24 protein-coding genes and 1 tRNA gene are annotated in these 20,330 nt (G+C 56.1%); 14 read left to right on the plus strand and 11 right to left on the minus strand.

Going from position 1 to position 20,330, the window contains the following annotated elements:
• Positions 1–7 precede the first annotated feature (7 nt).
• The 5 genes from AVCG78_RS11275 to AVCG78_RS11290 all read left to right on the plus strand — a co-directional run bounded on the left by AVCG78_RS11275 (position 8) and on the right by AVCG78_RS11290 (position 2,811).
• Positions 8–751: a hypothetical protein gene (locus AVCG78_RS11275; protein WP_156601622.1), complete on the plus strand. Its 744-nt coding sequence runs from the start codon at positions 8–10 to the stop codon at positions 749–751.
• A 12-nt stretch (positions 752–763) separates the two neighbouring features.
• Positions 764–1,207 (plus strand): hypothetical protein, encoded by a 444-nt coding sequence (locus AVCG78_RS11280; RefSeq protein WP_156601624.1) that lies wholly within the window; start codon positions 764–766, stop codon positions 1,205–1,207.
• A gap of 149 nt (positions 1,208–1,356) precedes the next feature.
• Positions 1,357–1,536, plus strand: coding sequence for a Com family DNA-binding transcriptional regulator (locus AVCG78_RS27310; protein ID WP_156601626.1), 180 nt, complete (start codon positions 1,357–1,359; stop codon positions 1,534–1,536).
• Positions 1,526–1,705 carry a hypothetical protein gene (locus tag AVCG78_RS11285; RefSeq protein ID WP_156537590.1) on the plus strand — a complete coding sequence of 60 codons (180 nt, stop codon included), beginning with the start codon at positions 1,526–1,528 and terminating at the stop codon, positions 1,703–1,705. The genes AVCG78_RS27310 and AVCG78_RS11285 overlap by 11 nt, the downstream gene beginning before the upstream one ends.
• Positions 1,702–2,811: a GNAT family N-acetyltransferase gene (locus AVCG78_RS11290; RefSeq protein ID WP_156601628.1), complete on the plus strand. Its 1,110-nt coding sequence runs from the start codon at positions 1,702–1,704 to the stop codon at positions 2,809–2,811. Before AVCG78_RS11285 ends, AVCG78_RS11290 begins: the two co-directional genes overlap by 4 nt.
• Positions 2,812–2,832: 21 nt before the next feature.
• Here AVCG78_RS11290 and AVCG78_RS11295 read toward each other — a convergent pair whose 3' ends face one another.
• The gene (locus AVCG78_RS11295) at positions 2,833–4,416 is read right to left on the minus strand and encodes a hypothetical protein (RefSeq protein ID WP_156601630.1); all 1,584 of its coding nucleotides are present in this window, start codon (positions 4,414–4,416) and stop codon (positions 2,833–2,835) included.
• A gap of 371 nt (positions 4,417–4,787) precedes the next feature.
• A tRNA-Arg gene (locus AVCG78_RS11300) sits at positions 4,788–4,864 on the minus strand.
• A 294-nt stretch (positions 4,865–5,158) separates the two neighbouring features.
• On the opposite strand from AVCG78_RS11300, the gene AVCG78_RS11305 reads away from it, so the two are divergent.
• Entirely contained in the window at positions 5,159–5,632 is a 474-nt protein-coding gene (locus AVCG78_RS11305) for a MarR family winged helix-turn-helix transcriptional regulator (protein ID WP_015916868.1), read from the plus strand.
• Between the two features lie 171 nt (positions 5,633–5,803).
• Here the strand turns inward: AVCG78_RS11305 and AVCG78_RS11310 are convergent, their stop codons facing one another.
• Positions 5,804–6,271 carry a hypothetical protein gene (locus AVCG78_RS11310; RefSeq protein ID WP_071204900.1) on the minus strand — a complete coding sequence of 156 codons (468 nt, stop codon included), beginning with the start codon at positions 6,269–6,271 and terminating at the stop codon, positions 5,804–5,806.
• Positions 6,272–6,361: 90 nt separating this feature from the next.
• On the minus strand, positions 6,362–7,324 hold the full coding sequence (locus tag AVCG78_RS11315; RefSeq protein WP_071204901.1) for a quinone oxidoreductase family protein: 963 nt from the start codon (positions 7,322–7,324) through the stop codon (positions 6,362–6,364).
• Between the two features lie 182 nt (positions 7,325–7,506).
• Between AVCG78_RS11315 and AVCG78_RS11320 the strand changes: the two genes are divergently transcribed.
• Positions 7,507–8,382 (plus strand): LysR family transcriptional regulator, encoded by an 876-nt coding sequence (locus tag AVCG78_RS11320; protein WP_174089701.1) that lies wholly within the window; start codon positions 7,507–7,509, stop codon positions 8,380–8,382.
• Between the two features lie 122 nt (positions 8,383–8,504).
• Here AVCG78_RS11320 and AVCG78_RS11325 read toward each other — a convergent pair whose 3' ends face one another.
• The 4 genes from AVCG78_RS11325 to AVCG78_RS11340 form a co-directional block, all read right to left on the minus strand.
• Positions 8,505–9,329: a transglutaminase family protein gene (locus AVCG78_RS11325; RefSeq protein ID WP_015916872.1), complete on the minus strand. Its 825-nt coding sequence runs from the start codon at positions 9,327–9,329 to the stop codon at positions 8,505–8,507.
• Positions 9,330–9,343: 14 nt separating this feature from the next.
• Positions 9,344–10,285: an alpha-E domain-containing protein gene (locus AVCG78_RS11330; RefSeq protein ID WP_071204960.1), complete on the minus strand. Its 942-nt coding sequence runs from the start codon at positions 10,283–10,285 to the stop codon at positions 9,344–9,346.
• Positions 10,286–10,290: 5 nt separating this feature from the next.
• Positions 10,291–11,700 (minus strand): circularly permuted type 2 ATP-grasp protein, encoded by a 1,410-nt coding sequence (locus tag AVCG78_RS11335; protein ID WP_060718098.1) that lies wholly within the window; start codon positions 11,698–11,700, stop codon positions 10,291–10,293.
• Between the two features lie 83 nt (positions 11,701–11,783).
• Positions 11,784–12,155: a hypothetical protein gene (locus AVCG78_RS11340; RefSeq protein WP_071204904.1), complete on the minus strand. Its 372-nt coding sequence runs from the start codon at positions 12,153–12,155 to the stop codon at positions 11,784–11,786.
• 272 nt (positions 12,156–12,427) lie between these two features.
• Here AVCG78_RS11340 and AVCG78_RS11345 point away from each other — a divergent pair, with 272 nt between their 5' ends.
• Positions 12,428–13,357, plus strand: coding sequence for an alpha/beta hydrolase family protein (locus AVCG78_RS11345; protein WP_049777307.1), 930 nt, complete (start codon positions 12,428–12,430; stop codon positions 13,355–13,357).
• A 78-nt stretch (positions 13,358–13,435) separates the two neighbouring features.
• On the opposite strand, the gene AVCG78_RS11350 is transcribed toward AVCG78_RS11345, so the two are convergent.
• Positions 13,436–14,002: a recombinase family protein gene (locus AVCG78_RS11350; RefSeq protein ID WP_156582849.1), complete on the minus strand. Its 567-nt coding sequence runs from the start codon at positions 14,000–14,002 to the stop codon at positions 13,436–13,438.
• A gap of 337 nt (positions 14,003–14,339) precedes the next feature.
• Between AVCG78_RS11350 and AVCG78_RS11355 the strand changes: the two genes are divergently transcribed.
• From AVCG78_RS11355 to AVCG78_RS11370, 4 genes are all read left to right on the plus strand, one after another.
• A complete protein-coding gene (locus AVCG78_RS11355; protein ID WP_071204906.1) occupies positions 14,340–14,981 on the plus strand; it encodes a hypothetical protein in 642 nt (213 codons plus the stop codon).
• Positions 14,982–15,177: 196 nt separating this feature from the next.
• Positions 15,178–15,420 (plus strand): hypothetical protein, encoded by a 243-nt coding sequence (locus AVCG78_RS11360; protein ID WP_071204907.1) that lies wholly within the window; start codon positions 15,178–15,180, stop codon positions 15,418–15,420.
• Positions 15,421–15,817: 397 nt separating this feature from the next.
• On the plus strand, positions 15,818–16,210 hold the full coding sequence (locus AVCG78_RS11365) for a group II truncated hemoglobin (RefSeq protein ID WP_071204908.1): 393 nt from the start codon (positions 15,818–15,820) through the stop codon (positions 16,208–16,210).
• Positions 16,211–16,214: 4 nt separating this feature from the next.
• Positions 16,215–16,580, plus strand: a complete 366-nt coding sequence (locus AVCG78_RS11370; protein ID WP_071204909.1) for a DUF423 domain-containing protein — start codon at positions 16,215–16,217, stop codon at positions 16,578–16,580.
• On the opposite strand, the gene AVCG78_RS11375 is transcribed toward AVCG78_RS11370, so the two are convergent.
• Complete coding sequence (locus AVCG78_RS11375) at positions 16,581–16,859, minus strand: hypothetical protein (protein ID WP_071204910.1); 279 nt, start codon at positions 16,857–16,859, stop codon at positions 16,581–16,583. It abuts the gene before it with no gap.
• Between the two features lie 11 nt (positions 16,860–16,870).
• Positions 16,871–17,275 (minus strand): DUF2325 domain-containing protein, encoded by a 405-nt coding sequence (locus tag AVCG78_RS11380; protein ID WP_015916881.1) that lies wholly within the window; start codon positions 17,273–17,275, stop codon positions 16,871–16,873.
• A gap of 289 nt (positions 17,276–17,564) precedes the next feature.
• On the opposite strand from AVCG78_RS11380, the gene AVCG78_RS11385 reads away from it, so the two are divergent.
• Together AVCG78_RS11385 and preA are read left to right on the plus strand one after the other, a co-directional pair.
• Positions 17,565–18,926 (plus strand): NAD(P)-dependent oxidoreductase, encoded by a 1,362-nt coding sequence (locus AVCG78_RS11385; RefSeq protein WP_071204911.1) that lies wholly within the window; start codon positions 17,565–17,567, stop codon positions 18,924–18,926.
• A gap of 17 nt (positions 18,927–18,943) precedes the next feature.
• Positions 18,944–20,257 (plus strand): NAD-dependent dihydropyrimidine dehydrogenase subunit PreA, encoded by a 1,314-nt coding sequence (preA, locus tag AVCG78_RS11390; RefSeq protein ID WP_071204912.1) that lies wholly within the window; start codon positions 18,944–18,946, stop codon positions 20,255–20,257.
• Positions 20,258–20,330 lie beyond the last annotated feature (73 nt).

Below are 20,330 nucleotides of genomic sequence, written 5' to 3' on the forward strand. Positions count from 1 at the left end.
ACCGGACATGAGCCTGACTGAAGACATTGCGCAATTGGTTGCCCGCACGAATGCACTGCTGAATACATTTGAAGCCAAGGAAGCGGCCATTAGCGCCGCAGTACAGGCTGCGGTCAATACGGCAGCATCGACCCGCCGTGACGTATGGGTTGACCCTGTAAAGGGTAACGACGCCAATACGGGGCTAACGCCTGCGACTGCTTTCCTGACACTGGACCGGGCAATCGAAGCAACGGCACACGCAAGCGCAGTGTTCATCAACTTGCTTGGTGACGTGACCATGCGAAAGCGCATTACAACCTATTCAACGGTCCTCTCTATTCAGGGCATGGATGGCGTGAACGAGCTCAATCGACCGCTTCGAAAAATCAGTTTTGCGCCTTTGGCCAGCAATTCGCCCAACGCTTATAGCAATACATTTAGCGCGGGAATTGAAATGGCATCGCGCCTCGGGATGCGGACCGAGGCTATTCAGTTCGTCATTCCTGACATGCCCTCAACCACAACAACACGCAACATATTCGGTATCCACTTTGGCATGACTCTTACAATGCGCACCGGTGGAATTTACTGCGACAATGCCGCGACCGTAGCGGTTCTGTTCTCACCCTGGTTCATGGGGCCAATCGACCTCTGGCTATCCGATGTCACGATTGGAACCAATGCTCGTGGCCATATCCTAGATAGCGTTGCCGCGAACGCCGACCCTAACGCTACCAAGTTCTACCGGTCCAACGTAACAGCTCTTTAGGAGGCTATATCAATGTCAGTCGATGCATCTCTTCTCATTCCGACAGCAACTGCTTCGCTGTTGAGTGTTGAATACAAGGGTGAGCTTTTTATTGGCTCCACCGCCGCTAGCCTCGCCGAGGCCGGTGTCCCGGACACCGTTATAAAGGACGCAAAAGCACTTGCGCACCGAGAAGCCGTCAAAGCCGAATGCCGCCGCCGTATCTATGCGGTCGGCTCATCCGAGGCGCAAATGAACGTCACGTCGATGACCGCTGCCATCAGCGCCAAAACGGCGGCCAACCGCACTGAAGAAGAAAAGGCCATCGTTGCCGCCGCCAGCCAGTCCATCGAATGGGTGACGGCCATGCGTGGACGGTTCGCGGAATTGGCTGACGATCTCGACGCGAACTATTTGGCCGACGCAAGCTGGCCGGAATGCCCGCAGGCCGTGATGGATCTCTATGCGCAGTTCTGACCTCGCATAGCTGCCGGGTGCCGGGGCAAAGCCCCGGAAGACGGGTCTAGTTTGGCGACCGGCCCGTCCGACATCAAGCACGCTCAACTGTCCACCCGTTCTGCCCGAAGGCAGAGCGCGGTCATAATCGGAATCTTGAGCGTTAGAAAATGAAAAATATCCGTTGCGGCACATGCACCGCCCTTTTGTTCAAAGCAGGGCGGGCATTCGCCGGGGACATCGAAATCAAGTGCCGCCGTTGCGGCACCATCAATCACTTGAGGCCAGCCGAGCCCGTACCAGATCGCCAGGAGCGGCCAAACGGAGAAACGGCTTATAATGCCAACTGAAACTGACCTGCCGCCATTGCCGCCTCAAGCCCAAAAGGCCCCATCCGGTCTGCGTTACCGCGAGCAATACGGTGTGATCCTCGTTTGCGAGGATGAAGATGCCCAGGAGCGGCTTTACGGGGCTCTTGCCGACATTAAGAAATCCAAGATCAAGGTCGTTGTCACATGAGGCTTGATATCATCAATTCCTGCCCGGACTTTGACAGCTATCGTGCCGCACGGGTCAAATCTCTGTTCAACGTCGAGGATGCCAGCCGCTTTGAGCTGACGGCAGACCTTGATATTGATGATATGGACTGCAGCGTCGGCCTGATCGTCGGGCCTTCAGGATCAGGTAAAACCTCGCTCGGTCGGCAAGTGTTCGAGGCCGACCGCACGGCCAGCCTGGAGTGGCCGCAAGATCGACCAATTATCGACGTGATCGCCCATGATGGCGATTTTGATGATGCCACTGCTGCTCTGGCTTCGGTCGGGCTTGGTTCGGTTCCGTCTTGGCTGCGCCCCTACCACGTCCTTTCTAACGGCGAGAAATTCCGGGCAGACCTTGCTCGGATCGTCTGTGATCAGCCGCAGGAGATCGTCATCGATGAGTTCACCAGCGTGGTGGACCGGCAGATTGCCAAGATCGGTGCGCTGGCCTTCGGTAAAGCATGGCGGCGCACCAAAGGTCGCGCCGTTCTGCTGTCTTGTCATTACGATATTATCGACTGGCTCGACCCCGATTGGATCTACGACACGGCAACGGGTGTCTTCACCGGGAGGTGTCATCGGCGACGCCCTGCGATCACTCTGGAAATCCGCCAGACCGGTTGGGAATGGTGGCGATATTTTGAGCCGCATCATTATCTGAAAGTTCCGAACGCCATTGCAGCGCGCTGCTATGTTGGCTTCGTGGATGGTCAGCCCGTTGCGCATCTTGCGATGTCAACCCGCCCTGGTTTGACCGAGGGTCGCGCCTGCCGCCTCGTCGTTATGCCGGAATGGCAAGGGGCGGGCATTGGCCTAAAGTTCTTGAATGCCGTTTGCGCCGCATGGCGTAGGGGGCAAAATCCCTATGCACTGCCGCTACCGACCCTGATCAACACGTCTCATCCCGGCCTGATCAAAGCGCTTCGCCGTCATCCCCTTTGGGCGCAGGTCTCAGTTTCGCTCTATGGAAGCACAAAGGCCCGAAGCGCTGCCGGCATTTCAAGATCGGCCGGACGCATCAAGGCAGGCTACGGCGGTCACTTTCGGGCGGTGCAAGGGTTTCGATATGTAGAGGGCGTGGGCTGATCTTTATTAAAATGTTGCACTTCAATTGTTTTTTAGATGCTGTTGGTTGTCAAAGTTCTTGAACCTATTCCACCACGGTAAGACGTCGGCCATATTCATAGGAAAACTCTTCGGCGTCTGCTTCGTCGGTAACTCGCGTGCGATACTGGGCAAGCTGTAACCGCTAAATTTTTCCGTTGTCGCCTTGTCTAAAACGATCAGAAAATCACTCAAGTCAGTCTGAGCGAGTGTTTCATTGAGTTCCTGGATAGATGCAAAGATTACCATCCGACGGTCACTTTCAATGATATCGGGATCTTGATCCGCCATCTCCGCTGCTCGCGCCAATACAAATGGCCGAAGCCTTTCAGCCATTTGCATCCAGGCGTCCATTGTGAGAACGATGCCGTAAGCATTTGGATGCACCCTATGTAGGGTGTACAATCCCTGTCGAGCGTGAGAGAAAAATCGCCAAAGTTGAAAAATTCCCTTTGCTATTTGCTCCAGATTTTTTTGTGCAGCGGTAATGGGATCATCGGAGAACTGGGCGTCGAACTTTAGTTTTGTGGCTTTACATTCAACAGCCACCATGATGTCTTTCTCGTTCTTAATTAGGCAGTCTGGGGCCTCTTTCTGTGCCGCCTTCGTTGGCCCATAATTTGGGCCTTTAAACGCGTCGATAGACGGATAGTAGGCTTTGAAAAGTTTGCATACATAAGCTTCAAATCGAGCGTTAGCTTCGGCGAGTATCGCTTGGGGGCCTTGCCTAATATCATAATACAGGCCTGCTGTAGCGCGGTGCATTATTAGGCCTGGTAACGGAGCGCAGTAGGTCACTCTTGAATCAGCACAGCCTATTATGGGGGTCGCTCGTAGAACGCTCGGCATGTAAGCGGTTCTGAGAGAACCGCCGCGACTGCTTCTCGCTCTTTGGTTTCCTTCCAAAGCCTTATTTCGAGCCTCGTCCAATGTGATGCTTTGTAATTTAAGCGCCTTCGAAAGAGCCTGTGGCTGAAGATTCAGTGCCGATATATCTGGTGCCTCCATCCAAGGCTTTTGCCGACTAGAGTGCCAAAGAGAAATGCTTAAAAGTATGAAGTCGCTGATCGAGATCCCGGTCGTTCTCTCGAAAAAAGAAGCGCTTTCGCCTTGCCCGTATACGTATGCATATCGATACAGTTGCTCGCTGTTATAACCACGTTGCCAAAAGAACTGCCGCTGGCAGTTCCGATAGAGTTCGGCCATCACATCCCCATTGGCGTCAAACTTGACGTACTCTACATCCTCTATCGTCCGTAGTAGGTTGATTTGTCTCGCGATAGATTGAAACTCTATGATATTAGTGCGGTGATGCCGACCAATGCGTAATCTGTCTTTCGGTGTGACAAGAAGCGAGGTTATAAGCGTCTCAAGCTCCCATTTATGGATTGCATAAGGGGAGCTTATGTTACGAACGGCGGCCTCTTTTGGATAGCGGATATATTTTTGCGCGATCTTCTCGGCTCCCGATTGAAGAGCCTGCACTGCCCAGAAGAGTGTCAAGCAGTCCAAATCGTTGGCGCGTTCTAACCATGTTCTGAAACGCCGTTGAGCCAAATCCAGTTTTGCACGACTGTTATCTAACATCGTATAGGGCGTCCTTTAGAGTTTTCGCTAATTCACATATCGCAATGTCTTTTTAGGAAAATCTACAGGAATTTTTCTCATCGGTTGCTATCTGTGAATAGCATTTAGCTCCTGAAACCATCCGCTACATCCTTTCTGCCAAACCACTCTGGCCTCCAGTTAATGCCGCTAACTGAAGCGCTAAAGTTCTCATGTAACAATTCTAGCTAGGAACCGTGTTAAACGCCTAGCCGCGCAGCAATGGTGATTATGTTTTCGTGTGACAAACCTAGCGCTGATTTGTGCCAAAGGTCGCGCCGCGCCACATCAACGAATTATACAGCAGATATAAAACCTTACAGCGCCGTGGAAATTTGCAAATTTAATGAAAATGGCGCACCCGACAGGATTCGAACCTGTGACCTTTGGAATCGGAATCCAACACTCTATCCAGCTGAGCTACGGGTGCGTTCAGATGAGCACTTGTGGTGCGAAGCGGTACATAGCCTAGTCTGGTGGCCGCATCAATGGTGAATTTGTGTTCGATCCACAGAAGCCTGCCTGCCGAAAAAGGCACCTCTAAAATAAGAGATTGTGGATATAGATGTTTTACTCCTATATTGTTTCAGGGAGAAATCGTTCAATTAAAGAATTATCTTGTACCCTTATGTTAAGAAGGGTAAAGATGAACTGTTATTGAGAGTCAGAACATGCCGGATTGTGGGATCGGGCATTGGTCACGGGAGGTTTGTAGTCTAGGGGCATGAGCAATCAACATTTTATTGGTGAGGGCGCCGGTGTTCGACAAGGGGTTGTCGATTATTCCGGGCTAGCCTATTCACTCGGCTTTCGCGTTAGGCGCGCACAACTGGCCATTTTGCAGGACTTTCAGGATGTTCTCGGCGGTCATGATATCCGGCCAGCTGATTTTTCCGTTCTGTCGATTATTGCCGGTAATTCCGGAATGAAACAAAGCGACGTCGCCTCGACGCTGGCGATCCAGCGGGCCAATTTCGTCGCGATCGTCGACGGACTGGAAGACAAGGGCCTTATCGAGCGCCGTCGCTCGGATACGGACCGCCGCGTCTATTTTCTTCACCTGACGTCCAAGGGTTCGGCATTTCTCGAAGAGCTTTTGCCCAAGTGGCGCGAGCATGAGGAAAAATTCATTGGTCGGCTTGGCGGATCGGAAAAACGCGATCAGCTGATTGAATTGCTGAAGTCGATTTCTGAGTAATGGTCAATCAGACTCAGGTCCGGTGTCATATCCGGACCTGAGTTATCGCATTGAAATGCGGCTTCATTTTTTCCATGAAAATTTCGGCTATCGCCTGCCTGGCCCGACGAACAAGAGCTTTTCCCTAACGCTTGGGTTTTCAAGCACTTAGGTTTTCAAGCACTTGAGTTTTCAAGATCTTGTCTTCAGGGCCTGGTCTATCAGTTGATTGGCAATGGTCATCCGTGTATGAGCCGCGTCCGCAAATAACGGATGAACCAGGTCCGGGTGATTGAGCTGCGCAAACGCTCTCCGCTTCGCTTTCAAGCTTGAAGCCTCGTCATTATCAGCAATACCCAGATCCTCCGCGACTTCCTCCGGCGCAAGACGCGCGAGGTAGGCGGGCATTTCAGGGGGAGCCACCTCCTCCTCAGCCAATTCTGCCTCGGAAACAGGCTCTTCATCCGGCATCAGCTCGAGATATTGCTCTTGCGCCCACGCCGCGGCGGCTTGTGGCACGTGGCTGTTTTCCTGAACGAAGCCGGTATTCAATCCAGAGACGCGGTAGTGATTGACCTCACCCTCACGTTCGGCCTTTTCCGCCTCTTCGTTGGAAAGCCGCTCGACGACGGATTGAAAGATCGATTGTCCAAACAACATCGCGCCTGTCCTGATTTGCCAAGAACTCTACAGCACAACGGACAGAACCGGAATTAGTTTCCAAGAGCGGCACGACAACAGCGGTAAAAGCTAAACGATCAGCCTGACGGAGCCGGAGGTTCGTCCTTCCTCCAGGTCGGCATGGGCCTGCGCCGCTTGCGCCAAGGAATAGCGCGCGCCTTCCGGCAGGCTGAAACCGGCTTTCAGCACCTCGAACCACGCTTCAGCTGCTCGCCGGTATGCATCCCGATCGGCAAGGAGAGAAATAATGCTCGCCCGAATGAGCGATCGATTGACAAGGCTCATGGGATCGATGAGCGGCAAGGCGCCTGCGGTTTGCCCTATTGACGCCACCAGTCCGAATGGACGCACTGCGCGCAGGCTTCCGGCAAGGGTATCGCCACCCACACCATCGATGACCAGATCAACGCCCCGACCCTTCGTCAGTCCCAACGTCACGTCGACAAAATCGCTTTGTTTGTAAAGGACAGCATGGTCGAGGCCGTGTTGTGTCGCAAGCTCGGCCTTTGCCTGCGATCCAACGGTGCCGATGACTTTCGCGCCCTTCTTCTTGGCCCATTGCGTCAGGATCAGGCCAAGCCCACCTGCCGCAGCATGAACCAGAACCACCTGCCCCGGCAACACATGCCCAACGGTTTCAAGCAGCATATGCGCGGTCAATCCACGCAGAAACGATCCACCGAGAATCTCGTCATCAAGCTCCGCAGGCGGCTTTACGGCGATGGAGACCGGGATGATCCTGCTGGCCGCATAGCTGCCGGCTGGCAATCCTGCATAGGCCACCCGGTCGCCAACCTGGAAATCGGTAACGTCATCGGCCACCTCTTCAACCACGCCCAAGGCTTCCACACCCGGCACCGCCGGTAAGGGCAAAGGATAGGCGCCGCTCCGGTGATAGATGTCGATATAATTGACGCCGACCACCGTCTGCCGCAGGCGAATTTCACCTGGCTTGAGAGAAACGATGTCACGAGAAACTGGCTGCAAAACATCCGCTGCGCCAGGATATTTAAATTCCATGACCAAAGTCATCGGCTCACTCCCTGTGTGTCGCACCCTCGCTGTCATACCAAGGCTTCTTGCCAAGCATTGTGGTATTCCATTTTCAGACATCTCAAGGCGAGGTGCATTTGCATCTTTGTGCATTGGTATATCTGGTAGGCTCATGTGCAATAGTGCATATTTCTGCACAGTACATGTGGAGAAATACACAAGTGAACTGGGATGATTATCGGTGCTTCCTGACCCTCGCCAAAACGGGTAGCTTCTCACGGGCAGCACGCCTGCTTCACGTCGATCACACCACTGTCGGCCGGAGGGTTGCGGCATTGGAGGTGGATCTCGGTATAAAGCTGGTGGAGCGGCTGGCGAGAGAAGTCCGGCTGACGGCAGAGGGTCATGAGCTGGCGACCCTGGGACTACCTATCGAAGAAGCAATGGCCAGCGTCGAACGGGCGGCGGCAGGCGGCGGTGCAGCATTGGCGGGACCTGTGCATATTTCCGCGCCACCCGGTCTGGCATCGCTCTTGCTGGCACCGAAACTGGTTTCCCTGCATCGCCAGTATCCCGACATCAAAATCACGATGTCGAGTGACAAGGATTTTGCAAATCTCAATCGGCGCGAAGCGGATATTGCACTACGATTGTCGCGCCCACTCTCGAACGGACTTGTCACCCGCAAACTCCGCGACATCCCATTCTTCTTTTTCGCAAGCCACACCTATGACATCGCGGAGGATGACTGGGAATTTATCACCTATCTTCAGGCGGATGATATTTTGCCGCAACAGAGCTGGTTGATGCAGCATATCGGGTCGAGAACCATTGCGCTGCGATGCAGTGATGCCGCGAGCCAGGTTCAGGCCGCCGCGTCCGGCCTCGGCGTGGCACTGTTGCCGGACTATCTTGGATATAATGATACCCGTCTCAGGAAATGCCCCAGCCGGCTCACGCCGCCACGGCGCGAATTATGGATGGTGGTACATGACGATATTCGCCACGCACCACGGGTGCGGGTCGTGCTGGATTTCCTGATCGGCATACTCACCGCCACGCAAGATCTCGAATTGCCACATGCATCAGAGGCTTGAGACATTCGAAACCGGAATGGTAATTATCCAGCAGACTTAAAGTGTTACAGCGCCGCACGTTTTATAAAACGCACGGCGCTGCAAAGAGAGCCTCCCACCGCAAGCGGCGGCAACTCCTGCCTTCACCCCTGGCTCTGCGACTGGCTTTGACCGGTTTCCGCGACGCTCACCGTTACGGACATGTCTTCGCCCGCCAGGCCGATGCGCATGCCGGAAACTGGTGCTGCGTCAGCGTAGGACAGGCCAGAGGCAAGCCGCACATAGCGGGCATCCGGGCAGACATTATTGGCGGCATCGAAGCCGACCCAGCCGAGTGATGGAAGGTGTATTTCGGCCCAGGCATGGGTTGCCGTCTGCTCTTCGATCCCTTCCATCATCAGATAGCCGGAAATATAACGGGCTGGCATGTTCATCAGCCGGGCGGCAGAGATCATGATATGCGCATGATCCTGGCACACGCCGATCCCCGCCTCCAGCGCCTGTTCGGCGTTCGTCTCGGTGGTGGTCGTCCCCGTCTCATAGCGCACCTGTTCATGCACACGGGCCATCAGGTCGTGCATCCTGGCCAGTTCGTTGTCCCCCGCCAGGCTTTTGACCAGATCGCGCACCAGCTTTCCGGCCTTGGTGCGCGGCGTATCGCGCAGATAAAGCCAAAGCGGCACATAGCCGGTATGAACGCCAAACACGCCAGCGCGATCCTCGGTTTTCACCTCGCCTGAGGCGACGATTCGCACGGACTTGGCTTCCCCTTCAAAGGACACCAGATGAGTGTGATTGCCGAACTGGTCGTTGAACCCGGCCTCGACATTGGCACCATCCACCACGATCGTCCAGGACAGCACGTGCAGGCCAGGGTTTTCGATCGGGGTCAGCCTGAGCCGCTGGAGCGAGAACTGCACCGGCTCGTCATAGCTATATTCCGTCACATGATTAATTTTCAGACGCATCGCTTGTGCCCCGCTCAACTGTAGAATCGGTAGCCCTCGGTAATCTCATGCCCCAACCGGTTGTTGCGGGAAATGAAATTATCGAGAAACTCGTGCAGGCCCTGATCCATGATCCGGGTGATGTTACTGGAGCGCAGCGACGCACGAATGCTATCGGCTGTTTCATGGGCGGGCAGCCGCTCACCATATTCCTTGCCGATATAGGCAAGATTACTGACGATCTTCTCATAGCAATAGGCCAGAGACCGTGGCATCTGTCCATTGAGGATCAGAAAATCGGCAATATTGGCAGCAAGATAGTCGCCATCATAGACCCAGCGATAGGAGCGATGCGCCGAAACCGACCGCAGGATCGATTCCCATTGGATATTGTCCAGCGATGAACCGACCTGATTTATCGAGGGTAGCAGCACATAATATTTCACATCGAGAATGCGGCTGGTGTTATCGGCTCGCTCGATGAATGTGCCGATCCGGGCAAAATTATAGATCTCGTTGCGCAGCATGGAGCCGTGGAATGCACCGCGGATCAGCCCGGCCCGCCGCTTCACCGTGTCGATGGTTTCCGGCAGGTCGGCGGATTTCAGCTTGCGCGCCAGAAGCTGTTTCAGCTCGATCCAGCATTCGTTGGTGGCTTCCCAGGTTTCCCGGGTCAGCGCGGTGCGCACCATGCGGGCATTGTTGCGGGCGCTGTCAATGCAGGACATCACGCTGGACGGATTGGCCGTGTCGCGCAGCAGAAAGTCGATGGCATCCGCCGCCGTTACTTTCGGATGCGCTTCCAGGAAAATATCCAGAACATCGGCACTTTGCAGCACGCCAGTCCAGTCGTCGTCGGTGGCACCGGACCGGGTCAGCGAGACGCGCAACCCCGCATCCACCAGACGCGCAATGTTTTCAGCCCGCTCGATATACCGGAACATCCAGAAGAGGCCGTTTGCAGTTCTTCCCAGCATGACCATCAGTCCTCCAATACCCATGTATCCTTGGTGCCGCCGCCCTGGCTGGAATTGACCACCAGCGAGCCCTGCTTCAGGGCCACGCGGGTCAAGCCGCCGGGAATGATCTGCACCTTGTCGGAGACAAGCACATAGGGACGAAGATCGACATGCCGGGGCGCAATGCCCTTGTTGACCAGAATCGGCACGGTCGAGAGCGACAGGGTCGGCTGGGCAATGTAGTTGCTGGGACGGGTCTTCAGCTTTTCGGCAAACAGCGCCCGCTCCTTCTTGCTGGCGGTCGGCCCGACCAGCATGCCGTAGCCACCGGAGCCATGCACTTCCTTGACCACCAGTTCTTCCAGATGCTCCAGCACATAGGCGAGACTGTCGGCCTCCGAACAGCGCCAGGTCGGCACGTTTTCCAGGATCGCCTTGCGGCCCGTGTAGAACTCAACGATTTCAGGCATGTAGGAATAGATCGCCTTATCGTCGGAAATACCGGTGCCGGGCGCATTGGCAATGGTGATATTGCCAGCGCGGTAGACGTCCATAATACCAGGCACGCCCAGCGCCGAATCCGGGCGGAAGGTCAGCGGATCGAGGAAATCGTCATCGACGCGGCGATAAAGCACGTCGATCGCTTCATAGCCACGGGTGGTGCGCATCTTCACCTTGCCGTCGATGACGCGCAGGTCCGAGCCTTCCACCAGTTCCACGCCCATCATGTCGGCCAGGAAGGAATGTTCGTAATAGGCGGAATTGTAGATACCCGGCGTCAGCACAGCCACGCGCGGCTTCCCTTTGCAGCCGGGGGGTGCCAGCGAAGCGAGCGACTGGCGCAGAAGATAGGGATAGTCCTCGACCCGCTGCACCTTGTTCAGCTGGAACAGTTCGGGAAACATCTGCATCATGGTTTCGCGGTTTTCCAGCATATAGCTGACACCGGACGGCGTGCGTGCATTGTCTTCCAGCACGTAAAACTCGCCCTCGCCGGTGCGCACGATGTCGGTCCCGACGATATGGGTATAAACGCCGCCCGGAGGACGGAAGCCGATCATTTCCGGCAGGAAGGCGACATTGTTCTCGATCAGCTCGCGGGGGATGCGGCCAGCCTTGATGATTTCCTGCTTATGATAGATGTCATCGAGAAAGGCATTGAGCGCCAGAACGCGCTGCTCGATACCCTGGGCAAGCTTTCGCCATTCCTGGCCGGAAATGATCCGGGGAATGAGATCGAAGGGGATCAGTTTTTCCGAGGAGTCCTCGTGACCATACACGGCGAATGTAATGCCGGTCTTTCTGAAGATGGTTTCCGCATCCCGCGATTTTGCGATCAGATGCTTGGGGTCCTGGCTCGAATACCAGTCGAAATATTTCTGGTACGGTCCACGCGGGCTGCCGTCCGCCGTAATCATTTCATCAAATGCCAATGGCGCTATCCCCGTTTGTTTTAGCCATATGAATACAGTGCCTTTTACAATGCAAGAAGCGTGCTCAATTTGAATGAAATATTTCAATCCGCCAAAATCCTGCGAAAACAGCCAAAAAACTGGGCGTTCGCCAGAGCTGTGACCAACCTCGCTTCAGGCGCTGGCAACAGCACGCATAAATTCGATGCAACTGCGAGATTTATAAGCAGTCTCTTCAGGTTTCCCCACAACCATGTCTGAATGTTGAAACCACCGGCAACAGAGAAAACGATAGAGGGACCGGCGCGCTGCCCTCGCCTCAAATCAGGCCTGATGAAAGTCGTGATGCCGCCCCTTTTCCGGGCTAACGGCTGCTCTATCTTCAGGTCAACAAAAGTTGTCTTGGCGAAAAAGCTGTATACAGACACGATAAGCCATCGCCACCAAGCCAGAGAGCCGGACTGCTGATTTGCCATTGTAGATGCACATAATTGTCGTGTTGAACCGATTCCGGTTTGACCGTTTATGCGCTAGCGTCAGGAATATTCGAATCACGACCAATCGTGTTCTGGAAACATCGATACGCTATACCGCGCATGTCGCAAACAGGATGCATTCAGAAACGGTTGTGAAGGTCATAGCCGCTGCGGAATTTGAAGACTTGCGTAACGGGTCCGGCATATAAAAGACAGGTGCGCATTGCATGGATGAAAACGGCAGGGGCATAAATGGTATGAAGGAATTCGGCATGGGATATGACGACGCGTCAGGCAAACAAGCAATACTGACGCGGCGCGGACTGCTTGGCGGCATTGCAGCCACACTGGCCGCACCGTCTTTCGCACATGCTTTTGACGTTCCCGCTGAGCCGCGCCTACTGCATCATGACTATATGAAAATGCGCGAGCGCTTTCGCACCCGGCTGCTGCAAAAAGGCCCCGCCCCCGACAAATATGAGCCCTTGACCGCACCTGCGGGCGCCAACCGGATTTTCTACCGCTCAGGGCGTGGCGGTGAACTGACCCTGGCGGCCTGGGTGTCCAGCTATAAACGCGAGCGCAAGCTAAAACCCGCCGTGCTGTTCCTGCATGGCGGCAATGCCATGGGCGCTGGCCAGTGGGAGCCGCTGAAAGGCTATGCGGATGCCGGCTATGTGGTGATGATGCCCTCCATGCGCGGTGAAAACGGCCAGATGGGGATTTTCTCCGGCTTTTACGACGAAGTGGATGACGTGCTGGCGGCAGCCGACCGGCTGGCGCATCTGCCCGGTGTAGACCGCGAGCGGGTATTTCTGGCCGGTCACAGCATTGGCGGCACGCTGGCCATGCTGGCCGCGATGAGCACCCATCGCTTCCGCGCCAGCGTGCCGATATCAGGCAATCCGAATGCCTTCCGTTTTTTCAATCGCTATCCAGAAGACATTCGCTTTGACGACAGCCGCCCGCATGAATTCGAGGTGCGCAGTGCCGTCTGCTATGCCCATAGCTTCAAATGCCCGGTGAAACTGCTGCATGCCGAAACCGAAACCAGCTTCGAGGACAATGCCGCCCTGTTGATAAAGCGTGCCCGGGCCGCCAACGCCATCATCTCGTCGCAAGAGGTGGAAGGCAATCACACCAGCGAAATCCCGCATGCGGTGGAAGCCAGCATGCAGTTCTTCCATCAGGTCGCGGCGTGACGCCTGTTGCGCAAGTCTATAGACCGGAGGCGGTGTAAGAGGAAATTGTGCCGCGGGCTCAACCCGCAACATTCGCCTTCACTGAAAGGCGCTCTTGCGTCTAAGTGCGCGATAGAGCGTGGCGCGGCTGATGCCCATGTCGCGGGCCGCTCCCTGGACGGTGACAGATCCACCATGAATGGCGCCACGCGCCACCTCCACATCCTGCGTCGTCAGTTTGACGGGCCGCCCTATGGCGCTGCCGCGCTGCCGCGCGGCTGACATGCCCGCCCGCGTTCGCTCGGAAATCAAACTGCGCTCGAACTGTGCCAGCGCGCCCATGATGTGGAAAATCAGAACGCCGCCAGCCGAAGCCGTATCGATACATTCGTTGACGGAATAGAGGCCAATTTTCCGCTCTCCAAGTTCCGTGACCATCTCGATCAGATGCGACAAAGAGCGCCCCAATCGGTCAAGGCGCCAGATCACCAGCGTATCGCCTGGTTTGAGCGCAGCAAGCGCCTCCATCAAACCCGGCCTTTGCCGCGTGGCGCCGGAGAGCCCCTGATCCGAAAAAATCCTCTCACATCCCACCTGCGCCAACGCCTGGAGTTGAAGATCAAGATTTTGATCACTGGTGGAGACGCGAGCATAACCAATACGCATCAGGCAAAAACACTCATAAAAGATGATTTTTAAAGTCTCAAAGTTCAGATCAACAATAAGTGTATCATAACGGTTCCCTTTTAAGCACAACTAATGGGCGCGTTCAACACAAAAAACGACCTTAAGGTGCTCATTTTTGGTGTTTTTTTTCTGGCAAGCAACAGCGGAGAATTGAGCATTACAAGTAGAACGCAAACAATTCTCTATTTAGTTGTATATAATGTTAAAATATCCCTGGGTTGTATTTTTTATGTATCGGATTGCAAATGGGAACGCTTTCGAGACGGAGAAAACGTCCGAGAGCATCACATGACCACCAACCAAGGATTTAGAAAATATGCAATATTCTCTGTCTCTCGAATTCGATACCGATGTTTTGAGCCTGATCAAGGACGCAGGGCAGCGGGTGGCGATTGCCAAGCCGGTCGGCAATGGCGCTCCAAACGTGATCTGGGTCGATATCGACCCCTTTCAGGTCACAACCATCGAATGGGAAGAAAACTACTGGATCTATGCTTCGACCGATAGCGTTGAACATGGCGTTTCTATCAATAAACTGAGCGAAGTATCGCCAGGCCCGGCGCTGGATGGCGGCTATTACGAATTCACCAACAACAACATCTTCGGCCCATTCCGGAAAAACAACAGCGCGCTTGCCGTGAACACCGGCACTTTTGCCGCGATCAACAACATGGACTACGACCGCTATTCGTCCCTGACCTTCGGTCTCGCTCAGGACGCCCTGGTTAACAAGAAGCTGCATGAGCGCAAGCCGATCTCGGCCCAGACCGTGCTTGCCACCCAGTCGATCCGCATGACGCCCTTCACCTATGTCTATGTCTGGTTGCAGGCCGAGTTCGAAAGCCAGACGATCATCACCGAAATCGCTGGCACCCCAAGCGTCGCCAAGTTCGGCGGCAGCGTCACCGACATCGCCCTGAAATACGATCCGATCCACGGCATCTTCGGTCAGGTGTGATCCCCGACACGCTGAGCCGCAAAGGCCGCCTTCCCCACCAAGGCTCTCCTTTGCGGTTGAGCGTCGGCGGTCAGCATCCCCACCCTAGAGTGCTGGCCGCCGGTTGATCACAATATTCACTGCCCTGCTTCAACGCATGCCGGAAGCCGCCGGACGCAAGCGTCCGCACTCCGCCACTCATTCCTCAGGAGTCATTATGATCCATGTCCAAAGAGACGAGAGTCTCGCCAATGTCATCGTCAATGCCGTTGCAACTGCCGCGCCACCGGCAGCCGTTGCCCTCGAGCCTGACGCAACGGGTATCTCTCCCGAATCCGTCACGATCACGGCCAATGGCTTCAGGCCGACCACCATCCAAAACCCGCAGGACAATATCTTGTATGTCGTTTCGGCTAATGGGGCAGGCTTGGAAATCACTAATGTCCCAATCGTCGGATAGCCGAGGAGGACCAGCCCGCGCCTGATCCACAGGCGTACGGACGAACCAGTCGCTCATTCGTAGATGTGCCGGCCGAGCAAGGTTCGGCGGTAATAGCCGCCGAACCACACAACCCCGCCTGTAACAGAACGACCGTTTGCCATCCACCACCGGTATGCGGAAGAAAGATTGGATCATGCCAATCTGAAAATGCCTTTTTATGACCAACGCCGTGCTGACGCTCCATATTTGCGGCGGCTTTCTGCAAACGTCGATCACCCACGCACACACGCCGCCATTTCTATCACCCGAGCAGATAACGGCCAAGCCCTGCGCCTCATCGCCACATCCTCCCCTCGCCCGTTGCCTCCCGCCGCCAAACCCGGCAAAAGACGTGAGGAATAGTCGAGGGCAGGACGTGAGCGACGAAAAGACCATCACACTTTATGAAGCGATCGGCGGCGATGCGACGGTGAAGGCGCTGGTGCATCGCTTTTACCAGTTGATGGACACGCTGCCGGAGGCGGCGCATTGCCGGGCGATCCATCCGGCTGATCTCACCGAGAGCGAAGAGAAGTTTTACGATTATATCACCGGCTATCTCGGCGGGCCGCCGATTTATATGCAAAAGCGCGGCCATCCCATGCTGCGGCGTCGGCATTTTGTGGCGGAGATCGGGCCACAGGAACGGGATGAATGGCTATTGTGCTTCCGCCGCGCCATGGACGAGACCATTGCCCACGAGAAGCTGCGTGAGATCATCTGGACGCCCATCGAAAAGCTTGCCCATCATATGCAGAACAAGGAATAGCGCCATGAGCCTGCGCGCATTGAGACCTCTCCTGCTGGTGTTATCCGGCCTGTTCGGCGCCTGCGGCGTCGGGCTGGCGGCAGCGGCGGCGCATGTGACGGGGGCTGGCAATCTGCTTGGCCCCGCCTCCTCGATTGCGCTCACCCATGCTCCCGCCTTGCTGGGGCTTTATCTGGCCGGCGACAGGATTCGCACCGCCTCACTGTCAGGCCTGGTGATCGGCCTCGGCGTGCTGCTGTTTGCCGGTGATCTCGCGGTCAAGCAATGGACCGGCCAGAGCCTGTTTCCCATGGCGGCCCCGACCGGTGGTATTGCGATGATGGTTGGTTGGGCGCTGCTGGCGCTCGGCGCGTTTTTACCGCGCAGCTGATCAGCTGCTGCGGCGCGCCGCATTGCGGTGCCATTGCGGCGGCGGAAAATCGATGACCTCGGCTGAAATCGCTTCTCGCCGCAACCCCTGCGCCAAATACTGGGTGCGCGACACAGGCCGTTCATGCAGGCCCGGCAGCCGGATAATGTCAGCCATCGCCGCCTGCCGTTCCCGGCCATCCTGTTGCCGCTCGTAGAGCGCGCCGATCAGCCCTTCCCCCGCCTGGTCGCCAAGCTTGTGCAGCTCGATCATCAGGGTGCTATCACCACCGTCATGCATAAATCTGTCCCTTAATTGCTGTCAGAGCGGTCGTTCAACGTCTGAAGCGCCCGTTCCAGACTGGATTTCGAGCCGTTGCGCAGCGGAATGAAGGTCTTGCCAAATTTCTTGCAGCCACTCTTCACCCGCAGACACGCATCATGGCTGATACAGTCGATCGGGCAGAACACGCAGTCCACCGAAGGCAGCACAGTGTCGATGCGCGAAACAGCTTCCCGCAATCCGCCATCGTGATGGATCAGCTCGGCACCGAAATTCGTGGCTATCTGGCGCAGATGCGCCACCTGGCAATCCCGCCCGCCGACATAGAGGAAGCTCTTGATATCTGCCTGGCCGCCTTTGTCATCAACCGGGGCAGCCGTTACAGCCCGCTTATCTGTCTGCTTCTTCTTTTTCGGCGCATTGTGTTTTGCCATGGACCGTCTCCTGTGTGTGGCGGCGGCGTCTTGCCATCCTCGTGTCTGTTGCAACCACCCTACAAAACATGAGTAAAAGAGTAAAGTATATAGTGGAGGATTTTCATCATGTTTTATCACAGGACATGGCGGCCGAGGTTCGGCATCAAAAACTTGATAAAATCTTTAAATATCAGTTATTTGAACGATTTTCCGCATTGCGGCATATTCCAATTTTTACCGTTTGATAAATTTTTTATCCTGCGTTACGATTTTCCCAATCGCTTCGAACAAAAAAGAGGGAACTGCGATGCGAAAACTGGAACCGGGCCTGAAGGCCGGGCGGCTTGACGCTGCCGATTATGTGAAAAACTTCTCCGACCTGCATCCGCGCCTGGGCGACCATGAAGCGCTTGTCGCCTCTGACCGCTGCTATTTCTGTTATGACGCGCCCTGCATGACGGCCTGTCCGACCTCAATCGACATTCCGCTGTTCATCCGGCAGATCTCGACCGGCAATCCGACCGGCTCGGCCAAGACGATTTTCGATCAGAACATCCTTGGCGGCATGTGCGCCCGCGTCTGTCCCACCGAACAGCTCTGCGAAGAGGCCTGCGTGCGCAACACAGCCGAGGAGCGCCCGGTGGAAATCGGTCGCTTGCAGCGCTACGCGACAGATCTGGCCATTGAACATGGCCACCAGTTCTACACAGCCGCCGCCTCAACCGGAAAGACCATTGCCGTGGTCGGTGCCGGTCCAGCCGGTCTGGCCTGCGCGCATCGGCTTGCCATGCACGGCCATTCCGTCACCATCTATGATACCCACCCCAAGGCAGGCGGGCTGAACGAATATGGCATCGCCGCCTACAAGACCCCCGATGACTATGCCCAGGCGGAAGTGGATTACATTCTCTCGATCGGCAATATCGATGTGCTGCATGGCCAGATGCTGGGCCGCGACTTTACCCTCGCCGACCTCAAGGCCAAGTTCGATGCGGTGTTTCTCGGCACCGGCCTTGGCAATGTCAACATGCTGACCATCCCCGGCGCCGATACCAATGGGGTGATGGATGCGGTGGAGTTCATTGCTCATCTGCGCCAGGCAGACGCCAAGAGCGATGTACCTGTCGGACGCGATGTCGTTGTCATCGGCGGCGGAATGACCGCCATCGATGCGGGCGTGCAGGCCAAGCTGCTGGGTGCGGAAAACGTCACCATCTGCTACCGCCGTGGCAAGGAGCATATGAATGCCTCGGATTATGAGCAGGATCTTGCCGCCTCCAAGGGCGTGCAGATCCGCCATTGGCTCCAGCCGAAAGAAGTTGACCATCACGGCGGCCATGTCGCCTCGATCAGCTTTGAATATACCCATCTGGAAAACGGTCTGATGAAGGGCACCGGCCACATCACCGAGATCAAGGCCGACCAGATCCTCGTCGCCATCGGCCAGAAGCTCGACCCGGAAGGCCAGGACAGCCTTGCCATGCAAGGCGGCAAGATCGCCGTGGATGCAGAAGGGCGCACATCGCTTACCGGTGTCTGGGCGGGCGGTGACTGCGCCTTCGGCGGCCAGGACCTGACGGTCTCTGCCGTTGCCATGGGCCGCGACGCGGCTGAAAGCATCAACCTGACGCTTGCTGCGGACGCCTCCGGCGTCAGCGCCGTCGCCTGAGCCGGAGGGATTGAACCATGGCTGATATCAGAAATAATTTCGTCGGCATCAAATCACCCAACCCCTTCTGGCTGGCCTCTGCGCCACCCACCGACAAGGCCTATAATGTCGAGCGCGCCTTCAAGGCGGGCTGGGGCGGCGTAGTGTGGAAAACGCTCGGCTCGGAAGGGCCGCCGGTCGTCAATGTCAACGGCCCGCGCTACGGGGCCATCTGGGGGGCGGACCGCCGCCTGCTGGGTCTCAACAATATCGAGCTGATCACCGACCGGCCCTTGCAGGTCAATCTTCAGGAAATGAAGATGGTCAAGATGAACTGGCCGGACCGCGCCCTGATCGCCTCAATCATGGTGCCCTGCGAGGAGGAAGAGTGGAAGGCGATCCTGCCACTGGTCGAGGAAACCGGGGCTGACGGCATCGAGCTGAATTTCGGCTGTCCGCACGGCATGTCGGAACGCGGCATGGGGGCCGCCGTCGGTCAGGTGCCGGAATATATCGAAATGGTGGTGCGCTGGTGCAAACAGTACAGCCGCATGCCCGTCATCACCAAGCTGACGCCGAACATTACCGACATCCGCAACCCGGCCCGCGCTGCCAAGGCCGGTGGCACCGATGCCGTCTCGCTGATCAACACCATCAATTCCATCGTTTCGGTCGATCTCGACAGCTTTGCCCCCAATCCCAGTGTTGGCGGCAAGGGCAGCCATGGCGGCTATTGCGGCCCGGCGGTCAAGCCGATTGCGCTGAACATGGTGGCGGAAATCGCCCGCGACCCGGAAACCTACGGCCTGCCGATCTCAGGCATTGGCGGCATCACCACCTGGCGCGATGCGGCAGAGTTTTTGGCGCTCGGCGCTGGCAATGTACAGGTCTGCACCGCCGCCATGACCTATGGGTTCAAGATCGTTGAGGAAATGATATCAGGCCTGTCCGACTGGATGGATGCCAAGGGTCACGCATCGCTGGATGACATCTGTGGTCGCGCCGTACCGAATGTCACCGACTGGCAATATCTCAACCTCAACTATATCGCCAAGGCGCAGATCGATCAGGATGCCTGCATCAAATGTGGCCGCTGTCATATCGCATGCGAGGATACGTCTCATCAGGCAATCACCAGCATTGTCGATGGTGCGCGCAAGTTCGAGGTGATGGAAGACGAATGCGTCGGCTGCAATCTCTGCGTCAACGTCTGTCCGGTCGAAAACTGCATCACCATGGTTGGGCTTGAACCCGGCATGCTGGACCAGCGCACTGGCAAGCCAGTCGATCCGAACTATGCCAACTGGACGACCCATCCCAATAATCCGATGGCGGTGCAGGCAGCGGAATAAGTCCAACCGTCATTGCAGTGATGTTGGATTTCCGTTTGTGAGTATCTCCAAGCCTTAAATTGGCAGCAACTGA

It is taken from the genome of Gillisella vitis (genome assembly GCF_021559775.1).
GTDB classification, from domain to species: Bacteria; Pseudomonadota; Alphaproteobacteria; order Rhizobiales; family Rhizobiaceae; genus Allorhizobium; species Allorhizobium ampelinum.